The organism is Paenibacillus sp. DP01 (assembly GCF_044784315.1).
Classification (GTDB): domain Bacteria; phylum Bacillota; class Bacilli; order Paenibacillales; family Paenibacillaceae; genus Paenibacillus; species Paenibacillus polymyxa.
In genome coordinates, this window is record NZ_CP173059.1 from 550,867 (window position 1) to 570,836 (window position 19,970).

Below are 19,970 nucleotides of genomic sequence, written 5' to 3' on the forward strand. Positions count from 1 at the left end.
AGTTGTAAACAAAATGTCACAGAGGACAATAACCCTTATCACAAAAACAACCTTACTCACGGCTGATCACCGGAATAAGGTTGTTTGCAAAATCATTCAGGGTTTGCTGGGAACGGCATTGAAAATCGAATTGGCCAGTAGTCGGAATTGATGCTGCGGATGAGCGCCATTGGTTAGATCGTTGGAGAAAACTGTGATATTCTTTTTGTTTTCCATATAGGTGAAGGCCATGATCTTTCCTCTTGCAGCATCGTGACCTGGCCACCAGCCCGCTTTGAAGAAGTTTTCTTTATTGCTAATGGTTGCAAGAACTTTTGCGGCTTTAGGTAGCTTCGTAATGTAAGAACCTGTAACGGTGTAGAAATATTCTTCGTTATCGTAAGGGGCTGTAATCACATGATCCTGTTGGACATTCGCCAGGAAGACCCCTTCGTATCTTTCCCATGTCGGTCCAGCAAACGCAAATTGAGGAATCCAGTTTTTCACGTTACCCATCCCCATATTCCCATAAGCAATGTATGGCTTTCCTTTCTCAACAAGTTTGTCGGAATCGAATGTATTCACGAGCACATCGGCATGCTGCTGATCATCGGTCACTTTAAAACCGAGATTTTTGAGCACATAAGCTGGTTCGCCGAGAGCGGCTACCGTAGAAGGTTTAAGAACTTTGCCAACGGGTTTGTTATTGCCGAATGCCGTGACATCAAGATAGTATTTTGACACCAGCGGATGCAGATCATCATAGGCCACTGCAAAGTCACCCGCTTCATATCCTGTTCCGCTTTTGGATAGCATCGTAACCACTTTGCCGGATTTAAGTAATTCATTGACCGTTTTGATGGCATCGTTATTGGTGTTGCGGATTAAAACATAGGCAGAATCATTCGGCAATGATGTGGCCGGAATCGATACGGAAGTCACCGGAGTCGTTTTGCCCGCAAACACGCCGGCTTCTCTAATCACATCACGTTCAAATCCTCGCATGACGGGAAAGTCCTGCACAATCTCGCCAGCTACCGAAGCATAATCTGAGACGCTAATACCGTCATATAAAACCATGTTTGCGATGCCGTGTTTAGCCTGATGCATATTTATGATAAATGAACCCGCGGGGTAGGTCTTGCCAGCAGTACTTACAGCCTCTGTCGAGCGTTCAACCGTTACTCCATTGCGGATAAGATACTCAATCATCCGATAGGCTTCCAGCGGATTTTTTTGAAGACTTTTATCGATCGGCAAAACGTAATACTCAGGAAAAAAATTCTCATTACCGTGACGGGGGCGACCAATGACTTGATTTTTTGCATTGACTAGATACCGATCTACGGATCGATCATCGATATTATTGATTCCACGTTCATATACTTTTAGCTGGTTCAAAAATAACTTTTCTTTCTTTTGCATAACAAAATCAGTTGCTGCAGCGACACTATAATACAATGCTTTGGTCGACTCTTCATTCGATTCAGGTGTTTCCAGCGTATGTCCCATTGCACCATGGTGCATGGCGAAGACAGCTGTATAGGCTGGAGACGCATCGTCCCATCCTGAAGAAGTCCCCTTGGAAACATATTTAGGATTTTCAACTGTTTTACGATGTTCTTCATAAGGAATATGGTAGTAATCATACTTCGTGTTTGCTATACCTGCTTCACCCATCGCTTTGGCCTGTTCTACCATGTTATCCATAAGTAGATCGTACTCAATATTCGGATCGTGAGGCGGTGTGGTAGGCTCGATCAGAAAATTCTTATCAAACCCATGCAGATCTAAGAAAGAAATCGGCGACCACTTGGCGATTTGCTCTGTGATACTGCGTGTTTCAGGCTGGGTTTGATATGAATTATCCCGATTTAAGTCAAAATATTCAGCATTATAACGTTCGGTATGAACCCTTCCATCTGGATTTTCTGTATACAGGAACAGGAAAAACACATGTTCAAGCGCATCATCCATATTGAGAGTTACCGTACTCGATTTTCCATTGGACAAGGTGGTCTTGTACGTAACATTTTTATCGAGTGCCATAGTCTTAAAATAATTGATAATCGCATCAAAGCCCGGCGCTTCATTCGGATGAATATTGTTGATCCAGATGGGCACTTGATAATCTCCGAATGCACCGGATTGAATATCGTTCTCCAGCTTTGCAGGATCATTTAGCATGGCAGGGTGAGTTACATTCTGATATTTGTCAATCGTTGCTTGATCTTTGGCAACCATAGTCATAAAAATATCGCGGCCTTCAACGGATTTGCCGATCGACAACGTTTTAATGTATCTGTCGTTTTTTTGAGCTGCCTGTGCCGTAATCGCATCAATCTCCGGCTTCAGTTCATCATAGGTACGGAAGCTGTCGTACGGGACCAACTTAATAGGTGCTTGGGCAACGGTTTTGCCGTTGACTACTGCAGCCAGTTCATAGGTTCCCATCAATGATGCGTACAGTGGACGCTGCAGACTCGGTTCGGAAAGATTCTCCGTACCATAGGTAAGACCGAAATTGATACTGGCAGTGACTTCTGCGTGTACGGCTTTGACCTGAGTAACGGTGATAAAGGGGGCGCCATTATAACCGCGATTCTTGTACGATTTCCATTCCGATAATGGCTTGCCACCATAGGTCCAGCTTATTTTCTTTATATCGGTACCCTTCGGAAGCTTAAATCTAGCCTTAATGGTTCTTTTCTTCGTCATGGATGCCACATGGCTATCCAATTTTAGTGTCGGGGTATTTTTAACCTGCGTTGAAATTATTTTTGTTGGTTCACTCTTATCGTTCAACAACGTGCTTTTTGCACGTTGCGCAGCATCAGCCATAGCCATGTGCGGAGCAGTGATCTCCAGAAGCATGGCGGCGGATATAGTTAATGCCAAGCAGAACCTTACGATCTGTTTTGTACCCATTCTTTTTCCCCCTATAGATAACCGGAAGATCATGTTATGCTCTTCTTTATTCACAAAGAGCATTTAACAGACTATTGTCCGGCAAATACGATCTAATATATTGTCTAACCCTATTCAAAATCTGTTTTCTGCTCCTGCCCCGAAGAATTGTCTGTAATCGAATTTGAGGAGTCGGAATTTATGATACTTTGCACAAATTGCTTCAAATCCGTTCGACTTTTTACATCCAGAACAGCCGCCTTGCCCACATAAGTTTCTTTTAATAGCTTCATTGGCGGTATTTGTTCATTTCCGTTTAATGTACTTTGGTACCCTACTGAAGCCAAATTCCACATATCAGAGACTGACAAATTGGTATCGATATACGGACTGATTTCCTCAAGAATAGAAGGGAATTTCATAATGGAAGTCGTTGTTTTTACCTTCTCGGCTAATGCCGTAATAAATTGCCGTTGTCTTTTTGTTCTGGAATAATCGGACATAGCATCATGACGAAAACGGACATATTGAAGCGCCGTTTTGCCGTCGAAATGCTGCTGTCCCTGTTTTAAATTAATATCATACTCATGCAGATCGGCCTTGCTTTCATAGTACATATCCTTTTCGACATAAAAATCGAGTCCGCCTACAGCATCTACGAGTTTAATAAACCCCTGGAAATCCGTGTATACATAAAAATGAACTGGCACTCCCAGCAATTCGCTGACTGCTTTCATCGCCGTATCAGGTCCATGCGTAACAGCGGTATTAATTCGATTTTTGCCGTGCCCAGGAATATCCGTATAAGTGTCTCGAAGAATCGAAAACACATGAATATGCTTATCGGTAGGATTCAACGAAACGACCATCATGCTATCGGATCGGGGTACACTGCCCTTGTTGTTCTCGCGAGTATCCACGCCCATCAGCAAAATATTTACAGGTTCGGTTCCCCCCCATTCCGGTGCTTTTAGTGCTTCGACTTTATCAGTGCTCACTTTAACAAATGGGGAGTTTTCCGGGGTTTTACTAAGTCCTTCTAACCCTTTGTAAATGGAAAAGAAATAATAAAAGATAAAGCTTACAGTAGCGACCCCAAGTAACAACGTTACAATCAATATCCTCTTTTTCCTCTGTGTCATGTCATTCTTCCTTTCCAGATTTATAGACGCGCAGGCCCCTTTCTGTATTAAGATTTTTGCAAGGCTGCTACGAGGAGTGAAGTGTAATATCGGCTACCATCTGGTTTTAAATGGACACCATCTTTATAAAAGTATTCGTCTTTGCCTACACTGGCCGAATACCAGTCCATCACGCTGACGTTGTTAAACTCATCGGCGACCTGTGCAATCGTGTCATTCACCGTGTTTTGCCATCCTTTCGGAACCCGGGTGGTGACCAAGATTACCTGTCTGGCTCCGGAAAGGGATTGCAGTACGTCGTGCAGTTGGTTTTTGCTAAACGGACCATTGGTGCCGAGTTCGATAATGACCTGGTCTCCCAGTTTGCCTTGGGCGGCCAATTCATTAATGACTTTTACAGCTTGAGACATCTGCCGGCCAACCTTACCGTCAACCGTCATATTCGGAAGCTGCTCTTTTAAATAAGGCTCAATTCCGACCGTAACTGAATCTCCAATCATCGTGACGCCCTCGCCGTTTAAGGAAGCAGATGATTGAGCTTGTTCCCCGCTGGTGCTAGAAGCCGCACGCTTTTGTGCAGCAGTCTGCATCTTATCAAGATTGTATAGAGAAGAGTCCTTGCTGCGGGATTCGTGATCATCTGAATTTTGCTTTGCGTGCATATGGAGAACTATGGCACCTAAAAAGATAAGGATAATCATAAATCCCCATAATCCGCTTACCATCCATCCATTTTTTTTGTTCATAGCTAGTTCATCCTTTCCTTTAACATGCTAGTAGGTTTTATCTTGTTTGATAGCATCAATTAACAACGAGGCATAATACTGAGCGCCTTCTGGTTTCAGGTGGACACCATCACCATAAAATAGATCGTCCCGGTTTTCGCTGGCTGAATACCAGTCGATAAGCTGGACATTTTGAAATTCACCAGCAATTTCACGCAGATTGTCATTTACGGTATTCTGCCAACCTCTTGGTACTCTAGTTGTTATCAGATAAATTTGCTGGGAGTCCTGCAGTGAAGCCAGTAAGGACTTCAGTTGACTCTGGTTAAAAACGCCGTTGGTGCCGAGTTCAATAATAATTTTATGGCCAAGTTTACCCTGTTCCCGCAGGCCATCAAGCACATCACCTGCCTGTGACATTTGCCGGCCCACCTTGCCATCAATGATCATACCGGGGAGCTGCTTTTCCAGAAACGGGGCGGCATCCAGAATAACGGAATCTCCGATCGCAGTGATCCCCGCTCCTTCTGCGGAGTGGCTTGTATTTTCAGCGGGATGATTTTCATCGGAACAGCTGCATTGCAGTTGTTCTGTCTGGACGGGGTCCCGGCTTACGGCCGCTGGTGCATCAGGTACAGGATATGGAGCTGGTGAATCCGTCTTCCATGATGCCAGGACCAGAATGATGGCGATAACAATGACGACAAGGCCTAGCTGGCTGCCAGCGCCTGACCTGCGGAGTGATTGCAGGCCAGTCCAAAAGGTCCCACGGCGGATGGGCTCTTCGATGTATTTGTAGGAAAGACCCGCCATTATGAAACTGGCCGTCACCTGCAGAGCCATGCGCATATAGCTGGCATCATCGGTATTTACCACGGGACTTGATAAAATAATGATTGGATAATGCCATATATACAGACTGTAAGATCGCTTACCGATCCAGCTTAGAGGCCGGCAGCCGAGTAATCGTTCCAGTCGGTTGGCTGGATGAACCAGTACAGCGATAACAACCACAGTAATGAGTGATAAATAAAGAAAACCGCCGCGATACAGCGAATCATCATACTCGTTGGTCTGAGCAATCAGGATAAACAGCATTACAATGCCCAGCACGCCAGTCATATCCAGCATGGTGCGGGATGAAGAAGATACATTGTTGCTCAGTCTCCAACTGGGCCAGACAACCGCCAGAGCCGCTCCGATCAAAATAGCAGACGCCCGCGTATCCGTCCCGTAATATACCCTGCTCGGATCGGTTCCGGGTTCGTATATAACGGCCATGGCTATGGCGGATACGACGGCGCAACTCAGAATGTATAACATCAGTCTGCCTCGTCGCGGCGCAAGGCACAGACCGATCAGTAGAACAAGCGGCCAGATGACGTAAAACTGTTCCTCAATGGAAAGTGACCAGAGGTGCCCAATTGGAGAAGGCGGGCCAAAGCTCTCAAAATATGAAACATGATGAAAAATGAGATACCAGTTGTTTACGTAAAAAAGCGAGGATACAAAATGGCCTTCTAATGCTTGCAGTCTGGAAAAATCGGTAATTAAAAGCCACAATGCCACTGCAGTCAGCATAAAGAGCATTGCCGGCAGTAGTCTGCGCATTCGTCTGATCCAGAACCGCACAATGGAAAAACCGTTGCGTGTCCTCCATTCATAAAGGATCTGATCCGTAATCAGATAGCCTGACAGGACGAAGAAAATCTCCACTCCTAGCAGCCCACCCTCTGCCCATCTAAGATGAAGATGATAAGCAATAACAGCAAGCACAGAGATGGCCCTTAGCCCATCCAGACCGGTCATATAACGTTTTATGGGTTGATTTAGGTGCAGATTCGGATTTTCATTCACTATGGTCCATTCCTTGTCCTTATAGGCTAATGATCTTGCTTCATTTACTATAGAAAAAAGATGTCGCGAAAGTTTGATCAACATGTAAACAAATTGTCACAACGGTTGCAAAAAGAAAAACCTTATTCCGGCTGAACAACCGAAGTAAGGTTTTTGACATCCACAAATATAGAAATCCTAATCGCTATTTCAACTCAATGATCAATGACTCCTTACTAGGAGAATCCGTTGGCGCAGTCTGCGAGGAATCCAACTGTTTTTGTCCTTGAAGTAGTACACTTTTATTGTTCGGATTCCAATACATATGCGTTGGCACAATTCCGCGATACACCGGTTCGTTGTACAGTATATTTCTTCCCTGCACCTTGGCTACGTAAGTGACATTTTGATCATACACGGTGTATGCGATATTTTTCCTGTCAGGCGAAAATTCAAAATCAAGCACTTTTTCCAAAATGACAGAGAGCTCGCCGTTTCGCTGATCATATTCGTACAATGAATTATCCGTTCCGAGAAACACAAACTGGTCGTTATTCATCCAGGCTACTGAATCTCCACCAATCTGACGCTCGTATTGAAATTCAATATTCTTTCCCGAAACCTTCCCAAGGGTTAGCACCTTTTTCTGGCCTTGTTTTGCACCAAATAACTGTAGCAGTACGCTGCGGCCATCATTTGCAAGGTTAACACTCAAAAGTGTGTCTTCCTTTAGGATCCCTTTTAACTGATATTTGCTGGAAGTTTGAGACCCAACATCGTAGATGTATAGGCTATCAGTTCCATGATCAACCAGGTTTTCTACCAGGTAGCTGATATACGAACTGTTGGACGACCAGGAAACATATTGTACATAAGATTCGTTTCTGGTGCTGATCCTGTCTATTTCCTTTTCCTTGCCATCCTGCAAGGAAATAAGCTTTAAGGTTGTCTCCGAGGAAGAAGGGGAAACTTCGCAAATATATTTCCCATCGGGGGAAAGTATTGTATTGGAAGTTACCTTGTCGATTTCGGATATGACCTTGCTTTGCTCATACGGATAAGTTAAACGTTCCAGCGTGCCTCGCTTCAGTATGGTCATGGCCCCGAACGATGCGATGATGGCATCTCCAGACGACCAGCCCAGCAGCTGGCCCCGATTTGCAAAACGATCCGGAAGCCGATATATTTTTTGGACCTGAAACGGACGAGAGCTTTGATCGGTACTGGAAACTTCATTGCTGTCGGCGATGACGACAGTCTCTGTTTTTGGTTCTGAACCGCATCCTGACAGCAGTAATATCACGAGAGATACGACCAGCGGCATTACAACATATTTATATTTATTGCCCATTATTCATTCTCCGTTCCCCGCGGTTTCCAGCGCTTTAAATTCTACCGTAACGATAGTTTCATTATGCTCATTTGTAATTAAGATGGAACCCGCAAGTTCTTCAACGATAGATTTCACAATGCTGAGTCCCAATCCTACACTGCCTTCTTCGGCGCTGTCGGAATGAGCCGGATAAAACGGCTGTAATAGGCGTGACAGATGTTCTGCTTCAATTGGATCGCTTGGATTGCTGAAGATCAAGCGAATCTTTTCTTCTGCCCGCACCGCTTTTACCGATACTGCCGAAAAAGGCAAACTGTATTTAATCGCATTATCTATCAAATTGATGAACATCTGTCTGATTCTGTCCCGATCGGCCAACATGATCAATTCCTCATTAATCTCATATTCAATGGTTTTTTTATAGCGCTGAGAGCGGATCATCATTGATTCACACACATCCTGCAGGATCAGCCCGATATCCACCCGTTCAAGCTCTTGGAGCATGATATTTTTGCGTGAAACTTCCAGTAGTTTTAGCACCATCGCATGCAGGCGCCTGCTCTCCTCGATAATATGATTCATTCCTTTATCAAAAAAAGCACGGTCTTTCTCACCGTTAAGCCTGATCAGCTCCGCATATCCCAAAATGGAGGTTAACGGCGTTTTCAGTTCGTGAGTAATATTGTCAAAAAAGCGCTTTTCCTGCTGGTGAAGCTGCTTTAAATGGTCCCGATCCTTCTCAATAATATGAATTTGTCTGCTAATTTGACCAATCATATCGTTAAAATTCTCAGCCAGTCGGCCAATTTCATCCCTGCGTTTAAAATGTAGGCGGATATCCAGATTTCCGTTTTTTACCTCGGTGGAGGCCTGCGTCAGTCTGGTCAGCGGGATGGTAATATGCCTGGAAAGAATATAGGAAAACAGAAAGGCTGCCGCAAAAATCGCTAGGGCAATATAGAGGGTAATCTGTCGAATCTGTCCAGTTTGTTCGTAAAGTGAGCTGAAATCTTTGTAAAAACGCAGGATGCCCACCTTTGAACCGTCTATAACAACCGGATAGGAGAAAAGAACAGTCGTCTTATTACGATCATAAGTAATGCTGTACGCTGTATTGCCGTCAATCGCTTGCTGCAGATCGCTTTGCATTTGCTGCTGAAATATGGAGCTGTCTGGGGCATAAAGCAATTTGCCTTCCACCGTATACACGCCAATACTGCTGTCCGTGGTATGGTTCAGATTAGTGGCTATCTCCCTGGCGATTTCTCCAAAATACAGCTCATTGCTGCTGAAATGGTTAATCAGGAAAGCCTGGCGTACATACACATTGCTATTATTTTTCAGTCCGACGAGTTCGGAGGTAACCAGATTCTGATTGCTTGTCCGGATAAATTCCTTGACTGTCTGATTAAGCACGACAAAAGAAAGCGAAAAAATCAGAAAAAAACCGATCAGAAATTTGATGCTGATTTTACGTATCATGCTTAACCACCCATTTTTTAAAATTTGTATCCGGCTCCGAAGACGGTAGTAATGCATCCGGTGGTCCGTACGAAGGCAAGTCGGTAATCGGAGCATCATTTTCAATAATAAGAATCTTTGCTTTATTCATCGTAATCCTCATCTCTAATTTTAATACGGCAGGTTCATAACATCGTCCATTATATTAATCATTCAGGAGAAAACAATCAAATGTAAAAAGAGAGAAGCGGCAGCCCCCGATAGACTAAAAAGACCAAAAAGACACGGTTCCTGTGGGGAGAACGTGTCTTTTTGGTCTATACAGCAACATGCGAGTGTGCACGTTAAATATCCGTTGGTCAGATGCGGACTTCCGTCTCGTCCGGAACGAACTGACGATATTGAAAATACATACGAAGCCGCCAGTGTAACAAGGTCCCGAAGGCTAGGATGAAAAATAGCCCTGCTGTTTGCGGAATGGTAATGTAATGCTGAATAAATTCATGCAGCAGCAATCGGACGATCAGTAGGCTGATCAGGATAAAAAAGAAGGTGCGTGAGCGTTGCACGAAAACCAGCCCTTCTTGCAACTCAAATTTAGTGCTGCGGATCAACGGGTAGGAAAAAATAAACCAGCCGACCAGAAAAGCGCCCAGCGCCCAAAGCCAGGGAACCCGTACTTCCGGTACCACAAACATCATAAAACCGGTGCTCATGCCGAGCGGAGGAATGATGATTTTTTTGGCATTAATCGGGCGATGACCTGTCTTCATACGGATGAAAATAGCCGATATAGCGATTAAGATCATACCGAAAGTTGCGCCATATTGCAGCAATGGGGTGCTGATATGAAACATGGACTGGCCCCCTCTATAAGGAATATAAGCGTTATTGGACAGACTGCAAACCTTCTACATTATAGCACATATGCAATGGATATATTTAGTTACAGTCTTTCCTCCGGCAAGCGGATTATACGCCTCTTGGTGGTAACCGGCCCTATAATCGGGTCTCTTTCATCTTATGCGAGTTCTTGTGCTTGTACCTCTCCAGCAGCAGATTTTTTCTCTTGGCGCATGACATAACCCATCGCTACAATAATAAGGATAAAAGCAATGAGTGCAAGCAAAGGAATGGTGATGAAATCCAGCCAGTTCAGATAATCCTGTTCGCAGGATACTCTACCGCAAGCCGTCGAAGTTTGCGTGGCTGCTTTGGCGGCTGCATGGATACGCTGAATGATAAAATGATAGGCCGAAATCGCACCTCCAATGATAGCTAACGGCATAACGTAAATCCGTATTTTTGTGTCACCTCGAAAATATGCGATTCCGAGTAGAAGGGTCAGGGGATACATCAGAATACGCTGAAACCAGCACAGTTTACAAGGTTCATATCCCAAGATCTCGCTGAGATACAGACTGCCCAATGTCGCCACACAAGCTACTACCCAGGCGGCAAATAAAGCAATATCCGTTTTTTTAAACGATCCGATCATAGTAACGCTCCTTTTTAAATTCAAATGAGAACAGTATGAACTCATCGTGTCTTGTCCCATCGGCAGGCATTTGCCGATATGCATGTCTTTATCCGTATTGTACTGTATTTTGAGTGCGGGGTCATACTTAAACATATTGACATCATTCACTATCATTTTTATAATTGCAGTAGTTTGGGAAGTTAATGAAGATTCAAGATATATATTAAGAAATTAGGAGTGTGCCCAGAATGTCGAGCAGCCGGAAAAATGAAACCTTATCTGTTATTAGTGAAAGACACGCGGTAAAAAGCTATGTAAAGGATTTTAAAATGCCAGAGGAAGATATGGAAGCAATCTTGACTGCCGCGGTAGAAGCTCCTTCCGCATGGAACCTTCAACATTGGAAATTCCTCGTTATCGAAAGCGAAGCAGACAAACAAAAATTGTTGCCTATCGCCTACAACCAAGGTCAAGTAGCAGAGAGCTCTGTTACGATTGCCGTACTGGGTGATCTGGAAGCGAACCGTAATGCTGTCATTTATGATCAAGCGGTAGAAGCAGGAGCATTGCCAGCGGAAATCCGTGACGCATTGGTAGGACAAATCAATGGCGCGTACCAAAACCCGCAGGTAGCTCGCGATGCAGCGATTCTGAACTCTGCTCTTGCAGCACAAAACATTATGCTGGCTGCTAAATCTTTGGGCTACGATACTTGCGCAATGGGTGGATTTATTCCAGCACAATTGATCGAGCAATTCAATATTCCGGCACGTTACCTGCCAACCATGCTTATTAGTGTAGGTAAAGCACAAGTACCAGCACGTCCATCAGGACGTTTCCCACTGTCTGACGTTGTTGTAAAAGGCAGCTTCTAAGACGAATAGTGAATATAAAAGGGTGTTCCTGCAACCATTGTGGCGAGGAACACCCTTTTTTACGTCGTTTTGAACTGTCAAAATCCTTTTATTTCGTACCTCGTTTAGTCTGAGCGTTTGGACACGAGATACACCAGTTCCAGCGTCAGGATCGGTAGAAAAACAGAAGCTGGATAGGCTAGATAGCGCGGCTCCCACTGCGGCTTGAACTTATCCTTGAAGCGTCGGAGCCCCTGGAAGCCGTAAAAATGTCCCCCGTATTGAAAAACAAGTCGAGCCAGCTTTTCCTCGCGCAGTGCCTTTTCGCTTTGTCCTACCTGGGACAGCGGTGCCATGCCCAGATTAAATGTCGTATATCCACTCTCCTTGGCCCACTCAATGACCCGTGTGAATAAGTAATCCATCGTTCCATTGGGTGTGTCAGGCAGGTGACGCATCAGATCGATAGAGACCGTCTGCCCATGATCATAGGCAGGGGCCATCGTGGCGAAAGCAATAACCTTCCCTTCAGAGTCTTTCAGCAATGCAATTGGAGCCAACTGAAGGTAAGGTTCTTTGAACCAGCCGAGTGAATATCCCTTCTCCTTGCGCCCGTCCAGCCAAATATCCGAAATATGACGCATCTCCTCAATCAATGACGCCTCTAGAGGAGGCTGGATCATTTCGAATGAATAGCCTTCGCGGTCAAAGCGATTTTTGGCGCTTCGCAGCGCCTGATTGCTTTTGCCCGTTAGTGTAAAGGACTCCAGCGGCACGAGCGCTTCCTCGCCCAATTTAAAAAAGCGATAGCCGTTCTCGTGATAGATGGACAAATATTCCGGTGATGCTTGATAAAATACAGCCGTCAAAGCATAGCGATCCGCGAACCGTTGGAATTCCTGAATGGCTTCACTCACACGTTCCTTTGGACCGAGGGGGTCACCTAATACAATCAGTTTGTCCCGACTGCGAGCATAGGGGAGAACTACCTGTTCGTCCTTGGTCCAATACAGATATTTATCGCCGAGAAAAAGCATATGAGAAACGAGATTACCACCCTGTCGTTCCAAAAATTCTTTTAGCTTAACCAGCTCCAGTGCGTCGGGTAGATTGCTGATGCTACGTTGAGGACGAAGAAAGAAATACACCGTCAAGAATACCCATGCCAAAATCAAACTAAATACGGCTGTAACTCCGTAATCGCTGCGGTTCATAAAAAAGTCCAGGTGGACCTTGGCATGCAAATGACGCATAAATGGAGTATTGGAGCCTGCCCCGATTATAAAATAAGCACCAGTTACGAGTAGAGATAATCCGCCCCATATTAAAATGTTGTGCCGATTCAGCGGCGCACTGACCCGATAAAATCGTGAACGCGAAATCCACAGCATTAACGCTACGAACAGCAAAAATAAGGCTTCTTCAAAATCCAGACCTTTCGTGAAGGTGAAAATGGCTCCTGTCAGCAGCAGTATCAATGTTAGCCGCAATGCTCTGCGAATACGCAGAGAAATTCCGTGGGACAAAACGACAAGCATAATTCCGATGATGACCGAGATTTCATGCGATAAGCGCATAACGGGTAGAGTGAGCAAATGTTCAGCAAAACGGAGCCGATACAGTAGACCAGGCGTAGCGGCCGACAACAGAAGCACTACGCCAGAGATGAGTACCAGCTTGCCAAGCGCCCACACCCCCAGATCGGCTAAAAACCGAAATTGACCAGGCCAGCCCCATACCTTCTGCCAGGCATTCAGGGAGTAATCCCAGCCTGTCTCAGCGAGCTGGCTCAGGCGCTCGTTACGCGGGATCATTTCCAGCGCGGCTAATACCAGGCCGATGAGCCACGGAATGATGAAATAAAAGACGCGAAAGACCAGCAGCACAGCCAGCGCCCGGTCCGAGTTGGCTCCTGCCATTTGCAGCCCAAGCAAGGCAATAATATCGAATGCGCCGACGCCTCCGGGTGCAAGACTGATTAACCCTGCAATTGCGGCTATCACATAGATACCGAACACAGCATGGAGCGGCAGCTCATGGAGCAAGTGCGAGCCGATCCATGCAAAGGTAAGACCAGCCAGAAGCCATTCCAGCAGAGAGGCGCCAATGGAGGCAGAGATGGTGAACCAGGAGAGCTGTCCTTCTCCCTTGTTGAACCAGGTGGCATACTTTTTGGAGCGCTGCATGATCAGAAATAGAGGCAGGTATAGTGCCATTCCCCACAGTGCCCAATGAAGCCATGGGTGAGCATCCAGCACAGGCTGCACTGGATATAGATGGACAATAGCGCCCCAAGCCAGCAAAGATAGTCCGGTAATAACGACAGGCGAAAGAAATACGACCGCCGAGGTGATAACACCCAATGGCACACCGCTCTTTTTATACAGCACAGTGCGCAGTCCAGCTCCTGTAAAGCCGGCGAAGCCGAAGACATTATTGAAGGTATTGGAGATCCAGGCGTACCGGAATGTCGTTCCAGGCTTAACCTGAAGCTTAAAATGATGCCTGATTACATAATCGTAAGCACTCATAGCTGCCACGGCTGCCAGGGAGAACAAGCCAATTTCGATGAGAAACGTGGCATCCATTCGCCGCAGCTCATGAAGCATCCGTGCCAGATTAAAGTCTTTTAGCTCTCGTCCAGCCTCCCATATAATAAAAGCCAGTACAGCCAGCGGTAGCAAAATACGCGTCAATCGCTGCCTATAGATGGTCATCATATACTGTACGATTTTAAAGGATTGGATCGGTTTGTGATTTGACTTCATAGATTCACCTGCTTGAAAAAGGATAAGATTGAGACTGATAATGCGCGAAAAATTTCCTGCCCAAATAAAAGGCTTCGTTATATTATACCTGTAATAATAGCTTGAATAACAACAGAAGGGTTACGAAATGGGAGTTCAGATTGATTGCTGTAAATAATTCCAATATAATGATGGAATACCTAGTAAATTGCTTGGCATTGGAGCTGACTGGATATGAGTATATGGGATCGTAATCTTTTTATACGTCGATTGGAGCTATTATGGCCTCCAGATGCTGACAGGAGCCAATACCCTTTTAACTTAAAGGCTCTTCAACAGTGGAATGAACTCAAATTCCATCCTTTCGTTACCTATATTGTTGGAGAAAACGGTGTAGGTAAATCGACGCTTATGGAGGCAATCGCGGTCGCGTGGGGATTTAATCCGGAGGGTGGCACTAAAAATTTTAACTTTTCTACACAAGCCACGCATTCCGCGCTGCATGAGCATATTCGGTTGGTGAGAGGGATCGAAAAGCCGAGAGACGGCTTCTTTTTCCGGGCGGAGAGCTACTATAATGTGGCGACTCATATCGACGAGCTGGATCGAGAAGGAGGAGGACGGCCCATTCGAGATTCGTATGGGGGGAAGTCGCTACATGAGCAGTCGCATGGCGAGTCTTTTTTTGCTGCATTTGTGCATCGGTTTGGAGGACAAGGATTGTATATTTTGGATGAGCCAGAGGCAGCACTCTCGCCCTTACGCCAGATGGCCATGCTTGCACGGATTCATGAGCTTGTGCAGCAGGGATCGCAGTTTATCATTTCTACACATTCCCCCATCTTGATGTCTTATCCAGATTCGGTCCTGTATCATCTGACACATGAAGGGATCGACACACGGACGCTAGAGGAAACCGATCATTACATCATCACCAAACAATTTCTGAATAACAAGGAAAAGTTGTTGCAGGAGCTATTCGAAGATTCACCATAAGGATATAGGAAGTTTGGTAGTATCCACTTGATGAGGAGGAAACCGTATGAGTTCAAATCTCGATGTAGTTATTCAGCGGATATCGGCTTTCAAGGTAGCAGCGCTGACTGCGCAAGCCCCTTTTGCAGAATTGGGTGATGAGGTACGCAGACAGTGGCAACAAGTGCAACAGAACGTTCCAGAGAACCACTCAGGTCGTTTGGACGCAGATATAGGCTATGTGTTAACTCCCCAATGGACAGTTGTTGAAGAGAATGGAAGTACGGCAGTCAAGGTGGGTGTTAAAGTGTTCTCGTGGAATGAAGTGCCGGATAGTCTTGAACGCATTGAGGTGCCTGAAGGAGAGTATGCGGTGACCCGTTTTCAGGGAGATCGGGAACGATTAAATACGATTTATGATGACTTATTTGCTTGGTTGGATCGTAATGGCTATGAGCGTAATACGACAGAGGGGGTATATTGGATCGAGTCGAATCGGCTGAAGCCGGTGAACCCTTTTGATATTCCATCCTCAGAAATTCAGAAATTTGATTATGATATTGCGATCGCTATTGTACAAAAATAAAGGATGGTGAAACGTTATAAGAGGGACAACCTCATGATTTAGTGGTTGTTCCTTTTTGCTACCTTGTCAAAGGTAACATTCAGGGTTATCGGAAGTATTTTATGATTGTTATTTGCCTCCCGCTCTATTAATATAATGAAGAGTTTTGCTGAAATAGTTGCAAAATAAGAAATTCGTATACGAAATAAAGAACCTGAGGAGGACAAAACGCAACATGTCGGATTCACAACAGTTGAAAATGGGGCCGCTCGTCATTTTGATGATTAATATGTTTATTGCCATGCTGGGGATTGGACTCATTATTCCGATCCTCCCCAAGTTCATGGGTTCCTTGGGAGGCAGTGGTGAAACGGGAGGCTATCTGGTTGCCGTGTTTGGCTTGACCCAGTTTATATTTTCGCCGTTAGCTGGGGAATGGTCCGATAAATACGGACGTAAAAAAATGATTATTATCGGTTTGGTCATCATGACGGTGTCTTCTGTATTGTTTGCGATTGGACACTCGTTGACGATGCTGTATATTTCCCGTTTGCTCGGGGGTGCAGGAGCGGCATTTATGATCCCTCCAATGATGGCTTATATTGCCGACATCACAACAGTCCATAACCGAGGCAGAGGAATGGGGCTGTTGGGGGCCGCTATGTCGCTTGGTTTTGTGATCGGTCCTGGTGTAGGTGGTTTGCTGGCAGATATCTCGCTTCGTACACCCTTGTACGTTTCGGCGGCGGTATCCGGTTTAGCGGCACTGATTTCATTGATTTTACTGCCCGAAACCTTGTCGTTGGAGAAGCAGTTGAAGTTTCGAAATGTTAAGGTAAAACGTGACAATGTGATTAAACAGTTTGCGCTGTCTTTCCGCAAGCCGTACTTTATGCTGCTGATTATGATATTCACGTTAACTTTTGGCCTGACGCATTTTGAAACGATGTTTCCGTTCTTTGTAACAGGCAAGTTTCATTACAATGAACGTGATATTGCTATCATTATTACGGTAGGTGCATTGGTCGGGACCGTGATTCAAGCTGCGGTCATTAGTCCGATGTTGAACCGTTTTGGTGAAAAAGGTGTGATTATCGGTTCTTTTCTGTTTTCCGCGATTTCCCTTGTGCTTATGCTGCTCTCAGGGAACTTTTATTATGTACTCGGAGTATCACTTATCTTCTTTACCGCTACATCGTTGCTGCGACCAGCCATTAATACGGCCTTATCCAAAATGGCAGGAGATGAGCAGGGAGTTGCAGCCGGGATGAACAATGCTTATATGAGTATTGGTAATATTCTGGGACCTGCGCTTGCGGGTACATTGTTTGAGGTGCATATCAATTTGCCGTACATTTTTGGGGCGGTCATTCTCATGCTTAGTTTGGGGCTGGCTGTAAAATGGAAAAGTAGAGATACGCAATCCACAGCGGTTTAACGTTATTTTCTCTGTAAACATAGTCTCTTTTGGTGTGAACTGTGACGTTCTTATGAACCACAGGTTGCAGCGGAAGAGGCTATTTTTTTGCATACATAGCCACTTGTTAATGAAACGGCAGAATCTTGGGTAATAATGCATGATAAGTTTATAACCAGATAAAAAGTAGAACTTAAAAGTCGGATAACATGTAAGTAATACGCTAAAAGGAGCTGAGATCGGATGGAAGAGCGGAATGAGCAGTTGTTTTATATAGGAACTTATGCGTCTCGTGAAGAAAGAGGAATTTATATAGGCGCTTTGCATATGGACAATGGTGATTTGCGTATGGTTGGAGGTGTGGAAGGAATCGAGAGACCTTCTTTTCTGGCACTGCATCCGAATGGGGCGAAGTTGTATGCTGCCAGTGAGACAGACCAAGGCGAACTGTACACATATCAGGTGAACACCCAGACGGGGGAATTGCATCCTTTGGATCGAAAAGGAACGGAGGGAGCACATACTTGCTATGTATCCGTAACAACAGATGGACGCTATGTGCTGGCTTCTAACTATTCTGGGGGCAATGCCGTTGTATTCCCTGCGACAGAAGCAGGAGGACTGGGAGACATGTCGGGGCAGGTTCAGCATACGGGGTCAGGGATTCGCCAGGACCGTCAGGATGCGCCACATCCACACTCGATTATTCCTGATCCTTCAGGACAGTATGCTATGGTATGTGATCTGGGGCTGGATCAGATTATAGGTTATCGTTTGACAGAGGATGGGAAATTGGTAACCCACCGTGAGACAGATTTGCCACCTGGTTCCGGCCCACGTCATCTGGTTTTTCATCCCTCGGGTCGATATGCCTTTGTCGCCAATGAATTGAATAATACCGTCGCTGTGTTTGGTTATAACGAACGTAATGGTAAGCTTACCTTGCTGCAAAGTCTGTCCACACTGCCAGAAGGCATTATCGATGTAGAAAATACAGCAGCGGATATTCGGATTACTCCCTGTGGACGTTTTCTGTATGTATCCAATCGAGGACATGACAGCATCGTACTCTACCATGTCGATCTAGACAGCGGGAAGCTGAAGACGATTGAATGGGTCGAGAGTTTCGGCAGTACGCCGCGTAACTTCAACATCTTGTCTGGTTATTTGCTAGTGGCGAATCAGGAGGGAAACAACATTGTATCCTTTGCTATCCATGAGGATGATGGACGGCTGACCCGAACGGGATATGTATTGGAGGTTCCTTCACCGGTATGTATTGAACCTGTACGTTAATTACACAGCGCATGGCAAAAAAGGGTCGAAGGACCAGTAAAAGAGGATAAAGTAAAACACGGCGCTTTGTCTCCCAAGAAAGGCATGGGCAAAACGCCGTGTTCAGGTTTTGAAGGGGTCTAATGATTACTTGCTGCTCTCGCCAGCTTCTACCGTTGCTGTTTTGGTATGGTTTTCCGCAGGTTTGTAGTACAAACGGAACAGGATATCCTGGTTATAGTTACCGAATCCGGTACCGAACAGGGTTACCCCTCCAATATGCTGGGCATCATCCAAAATAGCGATACGGAATTTCCATTGCTTCTGGTCAATCAGCACGTCGCTTAGAGTCACATCGGATATCTGCTTGCCATCCATAAAGGTGCCTTCAGACGTAACGCGAAGTCTCTTAAGTAGGCCATACTGATTGATAAAATCAGGCCACCATGAAGGTGTATATTTACCACGATTATCCCCAAAATCCCCTGGACTGGTCCAAGTGCCCAAATTCACATCATTTAGGAAAAATGTGATGTCTGAAGGCCAATTATCATTGGTAAATGGGGCTTCTGATGATAATTCCATTGAAATTTCCAGTTCCTCAGCTTTTTGACTGGACAATAGGAAATTCGGCACTTTATAATCCATATACCCTTGGCTAAACCACAGAATTTTGGAATTGAAGCGCTCAGGGTCCAAGAATGAACGAGGCTCATCAAATTCTCCGATAATCTTTTCGACGGTGGCTAGACCGCAGGTGGACTGAATCTCAAAATCTGTAAAGTGTCCGACGGAAATCTCCGTCTGATGAAATTGCCGTACATCCTGCTGATAGCGTGGCATGGCGATTTCAATTTTGTCCGTAGCCAATGAGCATACTTTCTGAACCCCGCCTCGTCCGGGCAGCATTTTAGTCGAAATAATGGATGCCCTTTCCAGTTTCTTAACATGCATTGTCATAATCGCACTACTGAGTCCCAGCGCTTCCGCTAGCTCACGTATATTCATCGGTTTCTCCGCAAGCAGAACAATCATATTCAGCCGAACCTCACTGGCCAGCGCTTCATAAACGGGAAGTGATTTTTCAGAAATGTCCAGTTGCATAATTCCTCCAATTCTAACGCACATCATAAATTGATGGTAGTTTAACATATATGGATTTTTTTCAATATTCATACATATAAAACGATATGATTTACATTTATATAAACAATATACCCTTTCCTTGATCGCTGGCACAAGCCTAACCCGGCAAAAAGCCAAAAATTGTTCAA

At 45.1% G+C, this 19,970-nt stretch carries 16 protein-coding genes; 5 read left to right on the forward strand and 11 right to left on the reverse strand.

Translation table 11 applies throughout. The features are described 5' to 3' along the window. Positions 1-96: 96 nt before the first annotated feature. The 9 genes from ACH59B_RS02485 to ACH59B_RS02525 all read right to left on the reverse strand — a co-directional run bounded on the left by ACH59B_RS02485 (position 97) and on the right by ACH59B_RS02525 (position 10,881). Positions 97-2,907 carry a M14 family metallopeptidase gene (locus ACH59B_RS02485; protein ID WP_257126603.1) on the reverse strand — a complete coding sequence of 937 codons (2,811 nt, stop codon included), beginning with the start codon at positions 2,905-2,907 and terminating at the stop codon, positions 97-99. A gap of 110 nt (positions 2,908-3,017) precedes the next feature. Beyond that, complete coding sequence (locus ACH59B_RS02490; RefSeq protein WP_257126604.1) at positions 3,018-4,028, reverse strand: LCP family protein; 1,011 nt, start codon at positions 4,026-4,028, stop codon at positions 3,018-3,020. A gap of 47 nt (positions 4,029-4,075) precedes the next feature. Then, positions 4,076-4,774, reverse strand: a complete 699-nt coding sequence (locus tag ACH59B_RS02495) for a hypothetical protein (RefSeq protein WP_107734761.1) — start codon at positions 4,772-4,774, stop codon at positions 4,076-4,078. A gap of 27 nt (positions 4,775-4,801) precedes the next feature. Next, complete coding sequence (locus ACH59B_RS02500) at positions 4,802-6,610, reverse strand: acyltransferase family protein (RefSeq protein WP_257126605.1); 1,809 nt, start codon at positions 6,608-6,610, stop codon at positions 4,802-4,804. A gap of 184 nt (positions 6,611-6,794) precedes the next feature. Beyond that, positions 6,795-7,940 carry a hypothetical protein gene (locus ACH59B_RS02505; protein ID WP_404303250.1) on the reverse strand — a complete coding sequence of 382 codons (1,146 nt, stop codon included), beginning with the start codon at positions 7,938-7,940 and terminating at the stop codon, positions 6,795-6,797. Between the two features lie 3 nt (positions 7,941-7,943). After that, positions 7,944-9,404: a HAMP domain-containing sensor histidine kinase gene (locus ACH59B_RS02510; RefSeq protein WP_113050482.1), complete on the reverse strand. Its 1,461-nt coding sequence runs from the start codon at positions 9,402-9,404 to the stop codon at positions 7,944-7,946. Further along, positions 9,394-9,534, reverse strand: a complete 141-nt coding sequence (locus tag ACH59B_RS02515; protein WP_173426151.1) for a hypothetical protein — start codon at positions 9,532-9,534, stop codon at positions 9,394-9,396. Before ACH59B_RS02515 ends, ACH59B_RS02510 begins: the two co-directional genes overlap by 11 nt. Positions 9,535-9,742: 208 nt before the next feature. After that, positions 9,743-10,240, reverse strand: a complete 498-nt coding sequence (locus tag ACH59B_RS02520; RefSeq protein ID WP_016819434.1) for a CcdC family protein — start codon at positions 10,238-10,240, stop codon at positions 9,743-9,745. A 164-nt stretch (positions 10,241-10,404) separates the two neighbouring features. After that, entirely contained in the window at positions 10,405-10,881 is a 477-nt protein-coding gene (locus ACH59B_RS02525; RefSeq protein WP_045245092.1) for a disulfide oxidoreductase, read from the reverse strand. Positions 10,882-11,111: 230 nt separating this feature from the next. Here ACH59B_RS02525 and ACH59B_RS02530 point away from each other — a divergent pair, with 230 nt between their 5' ends. Continuing rightward, complete coding sequence (locus ACH59B_RS02530) at positions 11,112-11,738, forward strand: nitroreductase family protein (RefSeq protein ID WP_257126606.1); 627 nt, start codon at positions 11,112-11,114, stop codon at positions 11,736-11,738. A 104-nt stretch (positions 11,739-11,842) separates the two neighbouring features. Here the strand turns inward: ACH59B_RS02530 and mprF are convergent, their stop codons facing one another. Then, on the reverse strand, positions 11,843-14,485 hold the full coding sequence (gene mprF, locus ACH59B_RS02535) for a bifunctional lysylphosphatidylglycerol flippase/synthetase MprF (RefSeq protein WP_250248606.1): 2,643 nt from the start codon (positions 14,483-14,485) through the stop codon (positions 11,843-11,845). A gap of 213 nt (positions 14,486-14,698) precedes the next feature. On the opposite strand from mprF, the gene ACH59B_RS02540 reads away from it, so the two are divergent. From ACH59B_RS02540 to ACH59B_RS02555, 4 genes are all read left to right on the forward strand, one after another. Next, a complete protein-coding gene (locus ACH59B_RS02540; protein WP_117290669.1) occupies positions 14,699-15,460 on the forward strand; it encodes an AAA family ATPase in 762 nt (253 codons plus the stop codon). 46 nt (positions 15,461-15,506) lie between these two features. Further along, positions 15,507-16,025: a GyrI-like domain-containing protein gene (locus ACH59B_RS02545; protein ID WP_153794428.1), complete on the forward strand. Its 519-nt coding sequence runs from the start codon at positions 15,507-15,509 to the stop codon at positions 16,023-16,025. Between the two features lie 214 nt (positions 16,026-16,239). After that, positions 16,240-17,442 carry an MFS transporter gene (locus ACH59B_RS02550; protein ID WP_117290673.1) on the forward strand — a complete coding sequence of 401 codons (1,203 nt, stop codon included), beginning with the start codon at positions 16,240-16,242 and terminating at the stop codon, positions 17,440-17,442. A gap of 222 nt (positions 17,443-17,664) precedes the next feature. Further along, complete coding sequence (locus ACH59B_RS02555; protein ID WP_404303255.1) at positions 17,665-18,717, forward strand: lactonase family protein; 1,053 nt, start codon at positions 17,665-17,667, stop codon at positions 18,715-18,717. A gap of 126 nt (positions 18,718-18,843) precedes the next feature. On the opposite strand, the gene ACH59B_RS02560 is transcribed toward ACH59B_RS02555, so the two are convergent. After that, the gene (locus ACH59B_RS02560; RefSeq protein WP_016819441.1) at positions 18,844-19,800 is read right to left on the reverse strand and encodes a transcriptional regulator; all 957 of its coding nucleotides are present in this window, start codon (positions 19,798-19,800) and stop codon (positions 18,844-18,846) included. Positions 19,801-19,970 lie beyond the last annotated feature (170 nt).

Excerpts from the sequence above, each read along its gene's own strand:
- ACH59B_RS02550 (WP_117290673.1), top strand. The coding sequence starts at position 16,240 with ATGTCGGATTCACAACAGTTGAAAATGGGGCCGCTCGTCATTTTGATG.
- ACH59B_RS02505 (WP_404303250.1), bottom strand. The coding sequence starts at position 7,940 with ATGGGCAATAAATATAAATATGTTGTAATGCCGCTGGTCGTATCTCTC.
- ACH59B_RS02530 (WP_257126606.1), top strand. The coding sequence starts at position 11,112 with ATGTCGAGCAGCCGGAAAAATGAAACCTTATCTGTTATTAGTGAAAGA.
- ACH59B_RS02540 (WP_117290669.1), top strand. The coding sequence starts at position 14,699 with ATGAGTATATGGGATCGTAATCTTTTTATACGTCGATTGGAGCTATTA.
- ACH59B_RS02515 (WP_173426151.1), bottom strand. The coding sequence starts at position 9,534 with ATGAATAAAGCAAAGATTCTTATTATTGAAAATGATGCTCCGATTACC.
- ACH59B_RS02545 (WP_153794428.1), top strand. The coding sequence starts at position 15,507 with ATGAGTTCAAATCTCGATGTAGTTATTCAGCGGATATCGGCTTTCAAG.
- ACH59B_RS02525 (WP_045245092.1), bottom strand. The coding sequence starts at position 10,881 with ATGATCGGATCGTTTAAAAAAACGGATATTGCTTTATTTGCCGCCTGG.
- ACH59B_RS02510 (WP_113050482.1), bottom strand. The coding sequence starts at position 9,404 with ATGATACGTAAAATCAGCATCAAATTTCTGATCGGTTTTTTTCTGATT.
- ACH59B_RS02490 (WP_257126604.1), bottom strand. The coding sequence starts at position 4,028 with ATGACACAGAGGAAAAAGAGGATATTGATTGTAACGTTGTTACTTGGG.
- ACH59B_RS02520 (WP_016819434.1), bottom strand. The coding sequence starts at position 10,240 with ATGTTTCATATCAGCACCCCATTGCTGCAATATGGCGCAACTTTCGGT.
- ACH59B_RS02495 (WP_107734761.1), bottom strand. The coding sequence starts at position 4,774 with ATGAACAAAAAAAATGGATGGATGGTAAGCGGATTATGGGGATTTATG.
- ACH59B_RS02555 (WP_404303255.1), top strand. The coding sequence starts at position 17,665 with ATGGAAGAGCGGAATGAGCAGTTGTTTTATATAGGAACTTATGCGTCT.
- mprF (WP_250248606.1), bottom strand. The coding sequence starts at position 14,485 with ATGAAGTCAAATCACAAACCGATCCAATCCTTTAAAATCGTACAGTAT.
- ACH59B_RS02485 (WP_257126603.1), bottom strand. The coding sequence starts at position 2,907 with ATGGGTACAAAACAGATCGTAAGGTTCTGCTTGGCATTAACTATATCC.
- ACH59B_RS02560 (WP_016819441.1), bottom strand. The coding sequence starts at position 19,800 with ATGCAACTGGACATTTCTGAAAAATCACTTCCCGTTTATGAAGCGCTG.